This is a genomic window from Thermogutta hypogea, from assembly GCF_055386265.1.
This window is the reverse complement of sequence record NZ_AP042425.1, coordinates 3,389,339-3,404,426: the sequence shown is the minus strand read 5'-3', so window position 1 is coordinate 3,404,426 and position 15,088 is coordinate 3,389,339. Positions and strand designations below refer to the sequence as shown.

The following is a 15,088-nucleotide window of genomic DNA, read 5'->3' as shown; positions in this document are numbered from 1 at the left end:
CGAGAAAGCAGACGGACTTCTTACTCAGCCCGGCGGAGGTATCCCATGGCAAAAAAATCCAGCGGCAGATCGGAGGGCAATTCGGAGGCGGCCTCTTCTAAAGTCTCCGCCGTGTTCGACAACAGTCCTGAGTTGAAGACGACGCTCCAGCAGATCGAAAAGCAGTTCGGCGAGGGGGCCATCATGCCCCTGGGAGCGAGCAAGACCGAAGCCATCGAGGGGATTTCGACGGGTAGCCTGTCGCTGGATATCGCCCTGGGCGGTCAAGGCATTCCGCGGGGACGGATCATCGAGATTTTCGGGCCCGAGTCCAGCGGTAAGACGACCCTGGCGCTGCACGTGGTGGCCCAGGCTCAAAAGCAGAACGGCATCGCCGCCTTCATCGACGCCGAGCACGCCCTCGACCCATCCTGGGCCAAGAAGCTGGGAGTGGACCTGGATACGCTGCTGGTCAGCCAGCCGTCCAGCGGCGAAGAGGCGATGCACATCACCGAGATGCTGATCCGTTCCAATGCAGTGGACGTGATCGTGATCGATTCCGTGGCCGCCTTGGTCCCGCAGAAGGAATTGGAGGGCGAGATCGGCGATTCGCACGTGGGGTTGCAAGCCCGGCTCATGAGTCAGTCGCTCCGCAAACTTACCGGCGCGATTTCCAAGGCCAAGACGGCGGTGATCTTCATCAATCAGATCCGGGAAAAGATCGGGGTCATGTTCGGTTCGCCGGAGACCACGCCCGGCGGCCGCGCGCTGAAGTTCTACGCTTCCTGCCGGATCGACGTCCGCCGCGTCGGGCAGATTCGCGAAGGCGAGACCGTGGTCGGCCAACGCGTGAAGGCGCGGGTGGTGAAAAACAAGGTCGCCCCGCCGTTTCGCGTGGCGGAGTTCGATATGCTGCACGATTCGGGCATCAGCCTGGAGGGCGACGTACTCGACCTGGCCGTGGATCGCAAGCTCGTCGTGCGCAGCGGGGCTTGGTTCCGTTACGGGGAGCTTCAATTGGGACAGGGCCGGGAGCGAACCCGCGAATACCTCAAGGAGCATCCCGAGCTGGTGGACGAGCTGCGACGGAAGATTTTGGAGTTGCCCGTCGCCTTGCACACCGACGCGGGCGATTGAACGCCGCTTGCGGCGGTGCCGGCGAGGGCTGCTTTTCGCCGCCGACGAAGGGGAATCGCGTCCGTTGTCGGCTGATCGCGGCTTCAATCCCAAAAAAGCTCCGAACCCACGGGTCCGCCGTCGGGGCGGAGGCGGCGGGCGGGGCTGTCGGGGCGCAATCGATAATCGCCCGCCGAAGGCTGCACGAATCGCGGATCGGCGAAGATCGAATGGGCGTCCAGACCGGTGATGCGGCGATACGTCTCGAAATCTGCCAATTTCTCGCGGAACCAGTAGGCCGCCACGCCGGTCTCGCTGAACCAGACGTTGTAATCCATGTCCGGAAGGACGTCCCAGCCGCCGGTATACCGGCTTCCCCAATCCGTGACGCCGGCGAAGATGTTGTATCGGATCTCGATCCCCTTGGTGACGGCGGTATTGGTGTAGAACATCAGATGGCTGCCGTTGGGGTCCGGGCGCTGGGCGTGCGCCCAGCCTTTTCCCGCATCGACGCAGGTATTGTTGATGAAGCGGATGTTTTCCGTGACCGCCTCCTCGGGTCCGTTCCAGTACTCGAACGAGTATTCGGCGTTGCGGATGAAGTTGTTGCGATAGGTGATGTTGATCTGGCGAGAATCCGGGCCGCGGCCTTGGTTCGTGAGCGCGGCGTCGTACACCTCCCAAATGCGGCAACCTTCGACGAGGTTATCGTGGGCGGCCCCCCAAAACTCGATGGCGTTGCCGTAGCGGACCGGCTTGCCGTCGGGACGCGTGAGTTGATGGCCTCCCCCGATGTAGCCCAGGTCGCAATTGCGGATCACGATGTGATGCGTCCCGCCGCCTCCGAAACCGTGCGCCGCCCCATACATCACGGCCAGGCCGTCGTAGACCACGTGATGGCGGCCGCTTTGATTGACGACATGCCGACTCAGGGCCAATTCGATCGCGTGGTGGCGCTCCGTGGGAGCCGTCTCGCCGTACAAAAACACCCGCTGCGAAGCCCCGTCGTAGTAGAAATCGTAAGGTTTTTCCAGGGCGTCGAGCGACCACTTCTTCCAACCGCAAACCGTGCCGCCGTCGAAGATGATGTTCCCCACGTCCGCGTCCAAGGGGTCCGTGATGCCGGGCGAGGCCTCGTACAGAGCCAGAGGTTGTAGCTCCAAGACGGCACCGGCGGGAAGCAGTCCCCCCAAATTCATGTGCAGTCGCCCGTCCGTGGAAGTCTGCTCGGCGCGAAGCGGAATCCGATACGTCTCCCATTCGTTCCCCAGCGTTGGCAATTGCCGGACCGAACCCGCGTAACGCCGGTATGGGGAAGCCGCTTGGAGAACGGTCACGGCGGGGAGCGTCACCGGCGTGCTGCTTCGGGCGCGAAGCATCAATACCATGTAAGCCCCCTTTTCCGTCGGCGTCCCGGGACCCCAAAGTTGGATGTGGTTGGGAGCCGAGCCGGGTGCGATACAGGTGATGCGCGCGACTCGTGCGTCGGATTCTTCCTTCAGCGTCCATTCCGTTCGGGCGCCGGCCTCGTGATAACGGTTCCAGGAGCTTTGCCGCAAATCGAGAATCATGCGTCCCAAACGGTACTCCGCGGGCTGCGTTGCCCAAACCCGGGCGTCGATGCGTACCCAATCTTCCGGCCGCCGACGCGAACGCGAGCCGAGTAGCAGCGGCTTGGGGCCTTCACCGTACGACGTGTACGTCACCGGAGCCTGGTCCTCGCCGCTAACCGGCACGAGCGAGCCTCGCCACGCGCCGCCGCATCGGAACCGCACGGTATCCCCCGGTCTCAAGTCCGCCGCGTTGACTCGCTCCAAGGATTGCCAAGCGTGCTCCGGCGACGAACCGTCGTTATCGTCGCTGCCGCCTTCCGAGTCCACGAAGAAAACCCGGGCTTGGGTCTCTCGGCCGGTCAGCCGGACCTCTTGCGCCGATACCGCGTTCAGAACGAGCAAGACCGTGATCACCGCGCGGAAGGAGTGTTCGGCGTTTTGCATGGCGTGGCCTGCCTCTCTGCTAACGAAGCGGTAAAGAAACGGCGGCTACCAGTGGAGGGCTGCGCAAGGAAGTCCGTCGGCCATCCGCTTAGCGTACTCCGCTTCGCCGGGGCGTTCCACTGCGCCGCCGGATTGAATTGGCGCCGGCTTGCATCTCTTGCCGGGGTTTCGTGTCGCCGGCGGACTTGGCGCAAGGGGCGAAGTGACGGCCGCCGCGGACTAGCGAAAACCCAAGCGCTCGGCTTGGGCGAAGTCGGCCTCGGCCCGGGCGGTGTCGCCCAGCTCGCGGTAGGCCAGTCCGCGATTGTTATACGCCTCGGCCAGGTTGGGGTTGAGACGCACGGCCTCGTCGAAGTCCGCGATCGCCCGGCGGTAATCTCGCATGGCGTAATACGTGTTTCCGCGGTTGACGTAGGCCTGAGCGAAGTCCGGCCGAAGCCGGATCGCCCGAGTGTAGTCTTCCACCGCCCGCGCGTTGTCGCCTCGAATCCCCCAAATCACGCCGCGATGGAAGTAAGCATCGGCATAGTCCGGACGGAGTTGGACGGCACGGCCGAAATCGGCCAAGGCCTCATCGAAGCGGCGGAGGGCGGTCAGCGCGAACCCCCGGCCGTTGTAGGCCTCGGCCAAGTTGGGATTCAGTTGTAAGGCCGCGGTGAAATCGTTGACCGCCCAATCGTAGCTCCCCTTCGCAGCACAGGCTTGGGCCCGGTTGCAATACGCGTCCGCCAACGAGGGATCGAGGCGTAAAGCCTGGGTTTGGTCGGTGATCGTCCACTGGTAGTCGCCGCGGGCATAGTAGGCCAGCCCGCGGCCGTAATAGGCTCGGGCATAGGCGGGCGCCGCCCGAACCGCCGCGTGGCACTCCTCCAAGGCGTCGTCCACGCGTCCCGCCTGCAAGTGCTCCATGGCTGCCGCCAAATGCCGCTCCGCGACGACTTCTTCCGAGCGAAGCACGGGTCCGCCGGGGCTGCGCGTTCGCTCGCGGAAACCCAGTGCCTTGGTCAGACGTTGCAGCCAAGCAAGCGGGTCGAGGTTCATGACGCGACCGAAAGCCATGGAAAGGGAGACGGACGAGAACCGGGCAGTTCACGCGACGAACGACCGCAGCCGGATCTTCCGCCGCGGAGAACCGCTAGGCAAAACCTATTGCAAAATACCTGGCGCCGAAACGTTTTGCAAGCAAACGGCGCGGATGTTCGGAAACGGTACCGAACGGGTCGCACGCGCCTCGCGTCACGGCGCGGGCCGGCCGAGCGCCTCCACCCCATTTGGAGGGCTTCGCCGTCTTTCTGGGACCGCTGATCGAGGCCCGGAGCGTCCCGCCGCGGCTTGACATTCGCCGCTCGGCGGTGACGATAACAATAGGCGGTGCGGTAGCGGGACGGCATCGCCTTCGTTATGGGTGATATTCTCGCCCGGGCGTCTGCGCAAACGCCCTTTTCAGCGACGATCACGATGCACGACGGCGCAACGAGCATCCGAGACTCCTGAAGCAGGCTCTACCACCGGTATGGCATCCTTTTCTCTTAGCGGTCGGCGTATTCGCCGTGAAAGGGCGACCATCACGGCCATGATCCGCATCTTTTGCCGCAAGAACCACGCCGGCGGCAAGGATTTGTGCGAAGACTGCCAAGCTCTCTTGGACTACGCCATGTGTCGCTTGGACCGCTGCGTGTTCGGTGAACAAAAGCCGACCTGCGCCCAATGTCCCGTGCATTGCTACAAGCCGGCGATGCGAGAGCGCGTCCGAGAGGTGATGCGGTTTTCCGGGCCGTGGATGATGCTGTACCATCCGATTCTGACCCTGTTTCACTTCTGGGATGGGCGGAAACAGGCACCGCAAGATCACCCCTTGGTTCGCAAGTTGAGCGGGCAAGATCAGGCCGGACCGGCGTGAGTCGTCCGCCCATCGACATGCCTCCGCCGCAGCCGCATCGTGACCGAGGGGTATCGCACGCGAAGGGTTTACTCTTCCACGGAAACCGAGATTCGGACGGGCGAGCGGATCGGCTTTTGCACGCCGGTGCGATACGGCCAAAACCCCTCGGCGAGGGCGGCCGCGGACAGCTCCTCGTAGCAGGCGGCGGCAGCTTCGGCCTCGGCCTCCGATTCCGCGTCGTAGAAGACGCTGATCACGCCGACGAGCGCCCGTTCCGTGACCGACGTCATCGTGATCAGCGGCTCGAAGCCGTGTTTGTCGAAGATCGGTTCGACGATATCCAGGAGTGCCCGCGCGTGCTCGCCGGTGGCCGGCAGGACGGGTGAAAACCACAATCCGCCCGCGTTTCCCAGATCGGCGATCAGATCCCTGGGCGGCCGGCGCATCCGCCAGTACACGCCGCGGAGGTGATCGGCGGCCGGGATGCCGCACAACAGATCGTACACGGAGCGAGCGCTTTCGACCGTGCCGGCCAATCCCCGGAACAGCCCCAGGCGGCTGAAGGCCCCGGTGACGGCTTGGCCCAGCTTCAGCTTGCGATCGTCGAAGAAATGGACGCGGGCCGACCCGGCGAATGCCCGGCGGACCTCGGCGGCGGCCGCTCGAACCGTGGCCTTGGTGCCGTACAGGGCGCCCATCAGGTTCCAGGCGCCGACGCCGGCCTCGCGGCGGAGGCGGGCACGCACTTCCGGCGGAAGCGGCACCTTGCCGCCCGTCCACTCCCAAGGATACTGCCGCCGCGCCGAGACCACGCGGAGGTCGTTGGCGATGTGGACGGTGCTCTGCACCATGCCCGCCATCCGCAACCGTCGCAACACGTCGATCGCCGGGAAGAGCTGCTCGACGCGATCCAGCTTCAGGGCGAAGGCCGTGATTTGCTCCGGTCGTGGATAGAGCCACACCGCCATCCGCGTCACAATGCCCAAGTCGGATTGAGTGAAGACGCCGTCCAACCACGGTCCCACGCCGTAGGGGAAAACGTAGGTGGCGCGGGCATTGGGAAACCCGCCGAAGCCCGTGTGGATCACCGTGCCGTCGCGCAGCACGACCTCCATGCCGGAGACGTTGAGGATGCGGTTCCCGTAGGGCGTGTGGCCGAACCCGCGTTGCAGAACGTTGCCCACCAGGCTGGCCTCGGGTCCGGCGCCCGTCGCATCGAGGATGTACGGCAGGCGGCGTTCACGGAGATAGTCGGCCAACTGCTTTTGCGACACTCCCGGCTCGACGACGGCGTAGCCCAGCTCGGCGTTGACCTCCACGATGCGATTCATCCGCCGCAAGTCGAGGACCACCATGCCGTCGCGGGGCGGCATGGCGGCGCCGTATCCCCAGTTCTGCCCCCGGCTGATGGGGTGCAGTTCGACGCCCGTCTCGTGAGCGGTTGACACCACGCGGCGGACCTGCTCCCGGGACTCCGGCAACACCACGGCGGCCGGTCGATGCCGGTATTTGGGTGGAAGCGTCGAGCGGCAATAGGCATCGAGCGTAGCGGAATCATTGCGGACGAATTCGTCTCCGACGATGCTCCGCCAACGCTGCAAAGCCGATTCCAGTCCCGTTCGCGCCGACGACTGCACGGTAGACTCCGCGAGCTGGTGAGCCATGAGACCTAGATCTCGCTATGAGAGGGCAGACAAACCCATTCCACGGCGGCGGGCCGTGTACCAAGGCCCGACGCAACCGCGGCCTTCCCTCAAACTTAGCTCACGGTACGCAAGGGCGGGGAACACGCGGCGGTCCAGGCCGCCGGCCGCCCCGCCTGGCATGCACCTCACACGACGAGGACTTCGCCCGCCTCGGTCTTGACGCCGGATTCGAAGATGCCGAGCGAGGGGAGCGGGTAGCTTTCCGTATCCACGCATTCTTCCAACATCGCGTATTCCTGCGCGCCCAAACGAGGCACGCGGAAGTCTTCCGGACGATACGGCGAATCCATGAGAAAACGGTACAACTTGGCCGGCAAGCGCTGCATGTTGTGCAAGTCGAGGTACAGCGCCACGGCCGGATGGTCCTTGACGCTGGGATACTCCCGCAATTCGCCGAACACCCGAAACGCCAACATCCTTTGATAGAACTTGGCGTGCCGCGGATGGACCGCGATCACCAGTTCGTCGTACCCCTGCCAAATCGCGAACACGGTCATCAAGCGGCACAGATAGATGAAGACTTCCATGCCGCACCCCACCTGGGCAGGATCGGCGGCCAGGCACGAGACCTCGGCCATCCGCTTGCCCTCCCTCCGCCGCTGGGCGATTTCCGGGCCGTAGACCGTCTCCAACGGCAGGCCCAGTTCGCCGTCACCGACCAAGCTCATCGTGGAAATTACGCGACCGCAATCGCATTCCGCCACGAAAATCGTGGTCGTCGGCAGCAAGTGATAGGGGGTGGCTCGCACACCGTGCGGGTTCGGTTCGATCAATCCCGCACGCACGTAGGCGTTGTGCACAAGTCGAAGGGCGGCCAGACGCTCTCCCAGCGTTGCGGCTAATCGGTATCGCGTCATTAGGCTTCCGCTCGAAAAGGTGCCGTTTGGAAAAGCAAAAAAATGCCTTCCCCCGGCAAGGGAGCAATACTGAACCAAGTGGCGAACCAGGATAAGCACCGAGAGAGTTTCCCCAGACATTCCCAGCCGCCGAAACGGCAATCCGAGGGGAAACCCTCCACCCGGCCCGAACCCGATGAGCCTGCGCCCGGATAAGCACGGTGGCGCGAATGTCCGCCGCCAAGAACTTCCGCTCACTCGGGACCCAACTGGGCCGACTACGACGAAAAGCTTTGCTATTAAAGCGTAGCTTGAGAAGCTAGTTTGTCAAAAGAAGAAGAGGAAGTAAAGTATTTGGCGCGTTCTGGGGTGACGGTATAGCTCAAACCCCTCACGAGAGGAAAACCCTTCCCGGCAAAGGTGCTAAACGGCGCAAGCTGGGATAGTTTCATCCCTCGGCACGTACAAGGAGGTCCTTGGCATCGCATTCGAAAGGGATTGCACCACCGCGTTACGCCGTCGGCTCGCCAGGCGTGAAGCACGGCACGAAACCGCGGTTCATGGCGACCCGGCGGCGGCTGCCGCGCTTTCAGACGCTGTGCCGTCCGGACTTACCACGAGAAGCCCCCACGGTTGCAAGGCGGGTATCTGCACCGTCGCCCAAACGGCATCGTGCCGAACGGCAAGCTCTTGCGGCACACTCCCCGGCCGCAGAAACCTCACCCGCAACGCCGGCGAATCGAAGAATCGAGCGTGCGCCAGGCGAACGCGGAACGGCCGCGGCTCGTCTCGCCCGTCGATCAAGTGGATGACGACCGGTGCGTCTGCGCCGCCGGGCTTGGCGCGGACGACGACCGTCAACCCCGCCGCCTCTTCGAGCACACAGGGTGGGACGTCGTTCGCCGCCGCGGAAGAGCTTGTTTCGACCGTCTCCGGCTCGGCAAAGTACGCCTCCTCATAGCCGTCGAAGCAGTCCGAGTACTGCCGCACGAAGGCGTACAAGTCGGCATAATCCTCGGGCCTGCCGTAGTAGCGGGGCGTGTTGCTGCCCGTGTAGACATCCCACGGCACGATCACATGACCGCCCAGGGCGTAGCACGCGGCAATCGCCCGTCGCGTCGCAGCCGCTTCCGAGCCGTCCCAAACCTTGGGAACCACGGTGAAGATCTGGGTTTTGCCCTTGGCTCGCGCGTCGGCAAGCAGGCGGTGCAGGTTTTCCGGCCGGGCTTCCGCCAAAGGCAGCTCGGCCATCCCGATCTCGAATAAGTCGTAAGGCGAATCCCAGCTCCCGCGGTAATTGTTGGTCGAAAAGACGACGTGCCGTTCGGCCCGGGCATCGATCTCCGCGCGAACAGCGCGGAAGAACTCCCGTACCGACTCCTCCTGGAAATCGCGGAACCAAGACTTCAGCGGTCCGCCGTCGTACTTGGCGAAGGCGTCGCCGGCGGGAGCGCCGCGATCGCGCAGGTATCGGCCGTAGTCGAAGTCGTCGAGGTTCTCGATACCGCATGCGGTGCGTTCCTGAACCGTGGTCCGGTCGCGGAGGTAGCGGCGAAACTTTTCCATGCAGTGCGGGCAGAAGCATCCGCCCCAAGCGACGGCCGCCATGTTCATGCGGGCATCGTCCATTTGCAGGGCCGTTGCTCCGGCTGCCAGGGCGCGGGCTGCGTATTCCACAAACCCGGCCCGATATTCCGGGCTGTTCGCGCAACCCCAGGCGGGATCCGCCCAAGACCGCATCCACGGCGCGGTGATGCGATTGCCGTTCAGATCGAGGATGCGACCGCGTTCGCGCCGCCGGAAATCGGGCGGGTCGGGAATCATGGAATTGACGGCCAGGATGACCGCTCGGCCCCCGTTTTCCACGGCGTGTTTCCGCAAACGCCCCACGAACTGCGGATCCAAACTGTAAACCCAGACGAAATCCGTGGCGTGGAAGGCCGCCGCCGCTTGAAACGTGTCCCACGGGTCCTGGGCATTGGTCGGGTGCGACCAACGGCTGGAAAAGCAAACGGCGCTCTCCGCCGGTGCGTCGGCGGGGCGATGCCACGGCACGGCCGCCTCGTGCATCCGCACCGGACTTGCAGTAAGCTCCTGCGCTTCCACCGACGCCGCGACGACCATGAACAACATGAACATCGGGGAAGCAAACCATCGCATTTCGGGGATTCTCCTCGGGATTGTGCTTGCCGCCGTCGTCCAGGGCATGCCGGCGGTATTCCGGCCGGTTACGGCCGTTGGACGGCCAGCCCCAGCCGCCATGGTATCTCGCCATAGGGTTTGCCTGCCATCTCCGCGTCGCTGACGCCTTGGAAGAGCATGGTCAGGCCCGCTCGGACGTCCACCTCCATCCGTTCGTCGTAACCGGACCGCAGCAGTTCGCCGTGGCTGAAGGATTGGCACCACGGTTCGCCTTCGAACTCGGCGTTGGCGGGGGCCAGAAAGGCATGATCGCGTTCGGCGGCCAAGGGGCGCCAGCGTCCGTCCAGGGAATCGCTCAAGAAGGCCTTGTAGTAGCGACGGCCTCCCCCTTGCGCCTCGATGATCGCCAAATACGCCTCGGCCTGCCGGAGGCGATAGACGTGGGCGGCCTCGAAGATGTCGGCCTGGATCGCAACGACCGGTCGGCTCCAACCGCCCGGGAAATCCTCCAGCCGCGTGGAAGCCCGCCAGAATCGACCGTCCAACGAGGTAAAGAATAGATATGCCTTTTCGTCGTCGCAGATGATCCAGAAGTCGATCCATCGCTCCACGTTATCCGGCGACCTCTCGAAGAGCGGTTGCGGCGAGGACCAAGCCTGCGGCGCATCGACGCGATCGTTCGTGGAAAAGGCGGGTTGAAGCTGCGGCTTCCGATCCGGCATCACCGTTTGATAGAGCAGATACCACTTGCGATGCGGGTGAAAAAAGAAGACTTGCGGGGCGCAGTAGTAACCGTCCACGATATCGGGGAACGTCCGTTGCGGCTTGCGATCCCCCCAATCGCGCAGGGTAAGATATTCCACCTGGTGCGTCCGCGGCGTTGCCCGAACCGTGCAAAACAGGTGCCGGCGATCGCCGAAAAACACCACACTGGGGTCCTTGATGGAGAAATAGGTCGTCTCCGCGTCATCCGGCGGACGTTCCACCACGGGCGGGATGATCTTCCAGCGGAAATTCCCGTCCTGAAAGCCCGGGAACGGCAAAGCGGGGGCTTGCGCCGTGCGAATGCCTTCCATCTCGGCGGTCTGGGCCGCGACCGCGGGCGCGCCCCCCCATGCCACGAGTACCGCCGCCGCAACACCGATTCCCGCCACCGCGCATCGCCATACCCCCAATCCAACCTCGAAGCGTCGAACCGGGCCGAGGAACTTGCGTCTCATGGTCTTGGGCCTCCCATTCCAAGGACGTCGGCAATCGCCGCCGCGGAGAAACGGCTTCCGCGACGGCTTCCCTATCGGTCGGGGGAGCCGTTGAACGTTCAACCAAGCCCCAGCGCGACCGTCGATCCCGGCAAACTTGAGAACGTGCTACGCGCGGAACATTCGGCGGGCCGCGGCGCGGCCTATCAGGTGAACATCACGGATGCGCATTCCGTGGGCGGGTTCACTTAGGGTGCGGTGTTGGGGACGGTCATATCTCGAAATTCGGCCTTTTCGCCCAGCAAATGCGCGGCGAAAAAGTCGCGAACTTGGCGTTCGATGATGGGGTTGCGAAATCCGCCGTGACTCCCGTCTTGGACCGTAATCAGGGCGACCGGCACGCCCGCCTTGCGGAGCGCGTCGCGAAACTCCTCGGACTGCGGATGCGGCACCAAGGGGTCCTCCGTGCCGTGGATGATCAAGATCGGCGCGTCGTCGGGCGTCACGAACGTGATGGGCGAAGCCTGCCTCGCCTTGGCCTCGTCGGCCGGAATCGCGCTTCCCAGCAAGAGGGCCTCGGGGGCATCGTCGGCGTAATGTTGGATCTGGCTGGGGTGATCGCCGATGGTGAGGAAATTGGTCGGGCCGAAGAAATCCACCACGCACGTGACACGACTGCTTTGGTCGGTGAATTCTCCCAGATCGCCTTCCAATTCACTCACGTCGCCGGAGGTGCCCAACATGGCCACCAGGTGCCCTCCCGCCGAAAAGCCGATGACGCCGATGCGCTCGGGATCGAGGTTGTACTTTTCGGCGTTTCCGCGCAGCCAGCGGAGGGCGGCCTTGCAGTCGTGAATCTGCGCGGGCCAGGTCGCGTCTCGGCTCAAACGGTAACCGATGCTCGCGCCCGCGTATTTCCCCGAGGCCACGAACGGCACGAGGAACCCCACCCCGTCGCGTTTGTTTCCGCCCAGCCAGGCCCCGCCGTGCACGGCCACGATCACCGGCAGCGGCTTGTCCGAGGACCGGTTCTTGGGCAGCAGCAGATCCAAGCGTTGACGCGGATGATCCGTTTCGGCGTAGGGGATATCCCACTGGGCCTCGATAGAGTCGGGGACGCGTGGAGGCCGAGCCTCGCCGCGGCACGGCCCGCTCCCCGTCCACTGTATCGCGACGCACAAAAGAACACCGAACCAAGCAAGCCCCAAGGCACCACGGTTGCCACTACGGGATAACATGGCGATAAGCTCCATTTTCGCTGATGCACGGCATGACGATCCCGCCGCACGACGGGCGACGAACCACATGTTCGCAGCAAGGGGTCGCGCGGACCACGAAGCTGCCGACAGCGTATTCCCCCGCCGCGATGAAATCAAGCACCGCGACCGCGTCGTGCGTGATCAGCGTTCTGGGCGGGTTCAAGCCGTGGTGTAGCGGGCATTCGGCCGGACTTGCCGCCATTGGCCGTTTCGGTCCAGGGTATCCAGGGCCGCCACACGGCCGTGGCGTTGGGCCGATCCCAACGGCGGCCATGGCCTTTCAGCCGTTTCGTGCATCATCGGCACTGCGATTCCGTCGGGCCGCTGCCAATCCGCCGGCCGCGCCGCCAATCCCCGAACGCACTACGTGTTCCCGGCGATTCCACCGCCGACCCGCGCCGGCGGCTCGCAACGCGCGTCACCTTGCCGGAGGCGTCATAGACCAGATGATTGACCACGGTGGTGGTCCTCTCGCCCCGCTTCCAGCGCCCTTCGCTTATAAACCCGCCAGGGCTATATATTTATAGTCCCGCTATGCTTGTATATTCCGGGTATGCCCGTGTTACTCGCGCTGATTTACGCTATTAGTCGGCTGAGCCTGGCAATGTCCCGCACCGTGTTCAGGTGGTCCGTCAACGTCCATTGAACCAAATCCGCCGTCCCGCCGTCAACTTCTTCCTCGGCCAGAATCTGGTCCACCGCCGGGCCCCAGAGGTAACGCTGCAGCAGCACCGCTTGGGTGTTCCGCGCCTGGAGGCCTCCGAACATGGGTGCTATCGGAGCACTCTACTCGGCTGTTCACTGCGGCGCTTGCGGGACCGGTCACTAGCCGCGCGCTATCATTTCTTGGATGCTTCCGCCTCTTCCGACCCTTCTTTATGACCGCCGTTCTTCTCGTCGCCGGCCAAAACCCAGAGCCCACCTTGCTTATCGAACCGTACCTTCTCTCCGTTGAGCAACTGCGTTTCATACTTGCTGCCCTGTGCAGCTGCTTCCTGCCATTTACCGCCGTACCATATCTCCGAACGATGCACGTCCCGCTTGTGATCGACTGTGAGGCGCGAATCGGGGAAACCGTCGGCGTTGAGATCGAAATAGGCCTCGACACGGCCGGCGTCGTCTCGGCTCACCAACAATTCGTCCACATGAACGCGGTTGTTCGCAATGGAATACAAGCAGGAGACGGTAAAATAACCCTTATCTCCAAATCCAAGCGTGATATTCTGTGCCGTTTGAGCTTCGCCATGGTCGCCGTTCGGTGGTGCTTGGGACGGTTTTTTCACATCTTCACACGACACGAAAAGTGGAAGACGGCCGTATCGAGCGAACATAAACCCTTTGTTGTCAGGGAAGTCCTTGTTCACGAAAACCGCAAAGGGACTCCTGTAGCAATAGACATCCATTCCCGAGATCTGTTTGTCCTTCTCGATCACTGTCGGCAATGGGCGCAGCCGATTCAGCCAAGTAAATACTAAGAACGCGAGCAGCAACATGTTGACGCACAACACGAGCCAATTCGCCATCAATCGGCGTTGCAAGGCTATTTCTTTGGACATGGGCATTCCCTCCCGAGGCACTCTTGAACATTGTCCTGGAGCTTAGCCACGGCATCGTAGTACGCCTTCCAGGCAGTCTGGGCTTGCAGAGAGTTCGGGCCGTAAGTCACCTCTGCTTTTATGGCTTTGTTGCGAAGCGTCCCCAAAATCCACGCGTGCGCCATGCCGGGTGCGCACTCCAAAGCACCAAGAGGTTCAGCGCTAGGGCAGATGCTCGTCTTCGCGGTATCAAACCACTGCTTTAGCCAGTCCCACATGTCGGTCAGCCAATTTGTGCCCAGCGGGTCCACGCGCATTAGCGGGTTGTTTCCGCAGTAACGATAGAGATTGAAATCCTCCGCCCCGTACCCTATCGGATCCTCGCTCAGCCAGCGGCCGACGGAAGAATCGTACCAGCGGTTGAGGTTGTTTTGCAGGCCGGTGTCGGCATCGAACGGCCGGGCGGTGAAGAGAAACAGAGAATCCACCGCCGGGTTGCTCTCCGACGTGACGCGGCCGAAGGCGTCGTAAACCAGGTGGTTGACCACGGTGGTGGTGTCCGTGCCGGGGTCGTACTTGGCGATGTCCCTGACCGTGTTCAGGTGATCCGTCAACGTCCATTGGACCAAATCCGCCGTGCCGCCGTCAACTTCTTCCTCGGCCAGAATCTGGTCCACCGCCGGGCTTCACAGCTTGGTCGCTATTCCGTGGCCGCCTCGTCAGCAACGGTTGAACTAAACATGCCTGCGGGACCGAGGCAGAGTCAAATCCGCACGAACCAATCCACCTATTCCAAATCGCATGGGCGGCTGCCCCTTCGTCCCTGCTTGCACTACGCCACGAAGGCCCGGCGCGGCCGTGAATTCGTGAATCTCGAAGGTATCGGCATCGGGTGAGCACTGCCAGGCAAGCCAGCGGTGCTACCCGCCCATGTCCGCTTCACCAACTGCCGACTTCAACGTACAACCGCCCCGTCTCGGGCTGCTCCCAGATACTCATATAGCTTTCGCTGTTGTCATCGCGTCGTCCAAACTTACCAGTCGTCGCTGGCGTATCGGGTGCCCACCAGTCGGGATGGTCATTTGCCATGAATGAAACGGGGGCCTCATTGCCTCTCGTCAAATCGCGTAACTGCCACCGACTCACCAGTTTCTCGCGTAGCGCGGCGTCCAAGCAAGAAAACTCAAACACATGGCAGTAATCCACGCCATGCCGGATCAGTTCATGCCTGACCAGGCACGCCGAGTCTGGCAATTCGTCCACGATCTGGGCATAAGGCGGTCGCGGCAGAAAACGATTCACGGCGTATCCAATCGCAAGCAACATACCGAACACGAGCACCAAACGAAACGTCCATTGCCGACTTCTGACGTTCGACTTCGATGGCTCCTCGCTACGGTCGCGGATCATGGGCATTGCTCCAAAGGCAACTCCGAT

The 15,088-nt window shown here is 63.1% G+C and carries 14 protein-coding genes; 2 read left to right on the top strand and 12 right to left on the bottom strand.

Annotation, left to right across the window (positions count from 1 at the left end; all coding sequences use genetic code 11):
* The first annotated feature begins 45 nt into the window (after positions 1-45).
* Complete coding sequence (recA, locus tag ACZ5B4_RS12285) at positions 46-1,116, top strand: recombinase RecA (RefSeq protein ID WP_464911523.1); 1,071 nt, start codon at positions 46-48, stop codon at positions 1,114-1,116.
* Between the two features lie 83 nt (positions 1,117-1,199).
* On the opposite strand, the gene ACZ5B4_RS12280 is transcribed toward recA, so the two are convergent.
* Both ACZ5B4_RS12280 and ACZ5B4_RS12275 read right to left on the bottom strand, forming a co-directional pair.
* A complete protein-coding gene (locus ACZ5B4_RS12280; protein ID WP_464911522.1) occupies positions 1,200-3,092 on the bottom strand; it encodes a hypothetical protein in 1,893 nt (630 codons plus the stop codon).
* Between the two features lie 219 nt (positions 3,093-3,311).
* On the bottom strand, positions 3,312-4,151 hold the full coding sequence (locus tag ACZ5B4_RS12275) for a tetratricopeptide repeat protein (RefSeq protein WP_464911521.1): 840 nt from the start codon (positions 4,149-4,151) through the stop codon (positions 3,312-3,314).
* A 454-nt stretch (positions 4,152-4,605) separates the two neighbouring features.
* On the opposite strand from ACZ5B4_RS12275, the gene ACZ5B4_RS12270 reads away from it, so the two are divergent.
* Positions 4,606-4,992: a nitrous oxide-stimulated promoter family protein gene (locus ACZ5B4_RS12270; protein ID WP_464911520.1), complete on the top strand. Its 387-nt coding sequence runs from the start codon at positions 4,606-4,608 to the stop codon at positions 4,990-4,992.
* A 68-nt stretch (positions 4,993-5,060) separates the two neighbouring features.
* Here the strand turns inward: ACZ5B4_RS12270 and ACZ5B4_RS12265 are convergent, their stop codons facing one another.
* From ACZ5B4_RS12265 to ACZ5B4_RS12220, 10 genes are all read right to left on the bottom strand, one after another.
* Positions 5,061-6,638 (bottom strand): FAD-binding oxidoreductase, encoded by a 1,578-nt coding sequence (locus ACZ5B4_RS12265; protein WP_464911519.1) that lies wholly within the window; start codon positions 6,636-6,638, stop codon positions 5,061-5,063.
* Between the two features lie 167 nt (positions 6,639-6,805).
* On the bottom strand, positions 6,806-7,537 hold the full coding sequence (locus ACZ5B4_RS12260) for an N-acyl amino acid synthase FeeM domain-containing protein (RefSeq protein ID WP_464911518.1): 732 nt from the start codon (positions 7,535-7,537) through the stop codon (positions 6,806-6,808).
* Between the two features lie 537 nt (positions 7,538-8,074).
* Entirely contained in the window at positions 8,075-9,676 is a 1,602-nt protein-coding gene (locus tag ACZ5B4_RS12255) for a hypothetical protein (RefSeq protein WP_464911517.1), read from the bottom strand.
* A 68-nt stretch (positions 9,677-9,744) separates the two neighbouring features.
* Positions 9,745-10,878 (bottom strand): glycoside hydrolase family 62 protein, encoded by a 1,134-nt coding sequence (locus ACZ5B4_RS12250; protein ID WP_464911516.1) that lies wholly within the window; start codon positions 10,876-10,878, stop codon positions 9,745-9,747.
* 227 nt (positions 10,879-11,105) lie between these two features.
* The gene (locus ACZ5B4_RS12245) at positions 11,106-12,095 is read right to left on the bottom strand and encodes an alpha/beta hydrolase fold domain-containing protein (RefSeq protein WP_464911515.1); all 990 of its coding nucleotides are present in this window, start codon (positions 12,093-12,095) and stop codon (positions 11,106-11,108) included.
* Positions 12,096-12,275: 180 nt separating this feature from the next.
* Positions 12,276-12,416, bottom strand: a complete 141-nt coding sequence (locus tag ACZ5B4_RS12240; protein WP_464911514.1) for a hypothetical protein — start codon at positions 12,414-12,416, stop codon at positions 12,276-12,278.
* A gap of 276 nt (positions 12,417-12,692) precedes the next feature.
* A complete protein-coding gene (locus ACZ5B4_RS12235; RefSeq protein WP_464911513.1) occupies positions 12,693-12,884 on the bottom strand; it encodes a chromo domain-containing protein in 192 nt (63 codons plus the stop codon).
* 71 nt (positions 12,885-12,955) lie between these two features.
* A complete protein-coding gene (locus tag ACZ5B4_RS12230) occupies positions 12,956-13,672 on the bottom strand; it encodes a hypothetical protein (RefSeq protein ID WP_464911512.1) in 717 nt (238 codons plus the stop codon).
* A complete protein-coding gene (locus tag ACZ5B4_RS12225; protein WP_464911511.1) occupies positions 13,657-14,328 on the bottom strand; it encodes an RHS repeat-associated core domain-containing protein in 672 nt (223 codons plus the stop codon). The genes ACZ5B4_RS12230 and ACZ5B4_RS12225 overlap by 16 nt, the downstream gene beginning before the upstream one ends.
* 262 nt (positions 14,329-14,590) lie before the next feature.
* Positions 14,591-15,061 carry a hypothetical protein gene (locus ACZ5B4_RS12220; protein ID WP_464911510.1) on the bottom strand — a complete coding sequence of 157 codons (471 nt, stop codon included), beginning with the start codon at positions 15,059-15,061 and terminating at the stop codon, positions 14,591-14,593.
* Between the last annotated feature and the right edge of the window lie 27 nt (positions 15,062-15,088).

Excerpts from the sequence above, each read along its gene's own strand:
- ACZ5B4_RS12245 (WP_464911515.1), bottom strand. The coding sequence starts at position 12,095 with ATGTTATCCCGTAGTGGCAACCGTGGTGCCTTGGGGCTTGCTTGGTTC.
- ACZ5B4_RS12260 (WP_464911518.1), bottom strand. The coding sequence starts at position 7,537 with ATGACGCGATACCGATTAGCCGCAACGCTGGGAGAGCGTCTGGCCGCC.
- ACZ5B4_RS12230 (WP_464911512.1), bottom strand. The coding sequence starts at position 13,672 with ATGTCCAAAGAAATAGCCTTGCAACGCCGATTGATGGCGAATTGGCTC.
- recA (WP_464911523.1), top strand. The coding sequence starts at position 46 with ATGGCAAAAAAATCCAGCGGCAGATCGGAGGGCAATTCGGAGGCGGCC.
- ACZ5B4_RS12220 (WP_464911510.1), bottom strand. The coding sequence starts at position 15,061 with ATGATCCGCGACCGTAGCGAGGAGCCATCGAAGTCGAACGTCAGAAGT.
- ACZ5B4_RS12270 (WP_464911520.1), top strand. The coding sequence starts at position 4,606 with ATGGCATCCTTTTCTCTTAGCGGTCGGCGTATTCGCCGTGAAAGGGCG.
- ACZ5B4_RS12255 (WP_464911517.1), bottom strand. The coding sequence starts at position 9,676 with ATGCGATGGTTTGCTTCCCCGATGTTCATGTTGTTCATGGTCGTCGCG.
- ACZ5B4_RS12280 (WP_464911522.1), bottom strand. The coding sequence starts at position 3,092 with ATGCAAAACGCCGAACACTCCTTCCGCGCGGTGATCACGGTCTTGCTC.
- ACZ5B4_RS12275 (WP_464911521.1), bottom strand. The coding sequence starts at position 4,151 with ATGGCTTTCGGTCGCGTCATGAACCTCGACCCGCTTGCTTGGCTGCAA.
- ACZ5B4_RS12240 (WP_464911514.1), bottom strand. The coding sequence starts at position 12,416 with ATGATGCACGAAACGGCTGAAAGGCCATGGCCGCCGTTGGGATCGGCC.
- ACZ5B4_RS12235 (WP_464911513.1), bottom strand. The coding sequence starts at position 12,884 with ATGTTCGGAGGCCTCCAGGCGCGGAACACCCAAGCGGTGCTGCTGCAG.
- ACZ5B4_RS12250 (WP_464911516.1), bottom strand. The coding sequence starts at position 10,878 with ATGAGACGCAAGTTCCTCGGCCCGGTTCGACGCTTCGAGGTTGGATTG.
- ACZ5B4_RS12265 (WP_464911519.1), bottom strand. The coding sequence starts at position 6,638 with ATGGCTCACCAGCTCGCGGAGTCTACCGTGCAGTCGTCGGCGCGAACG.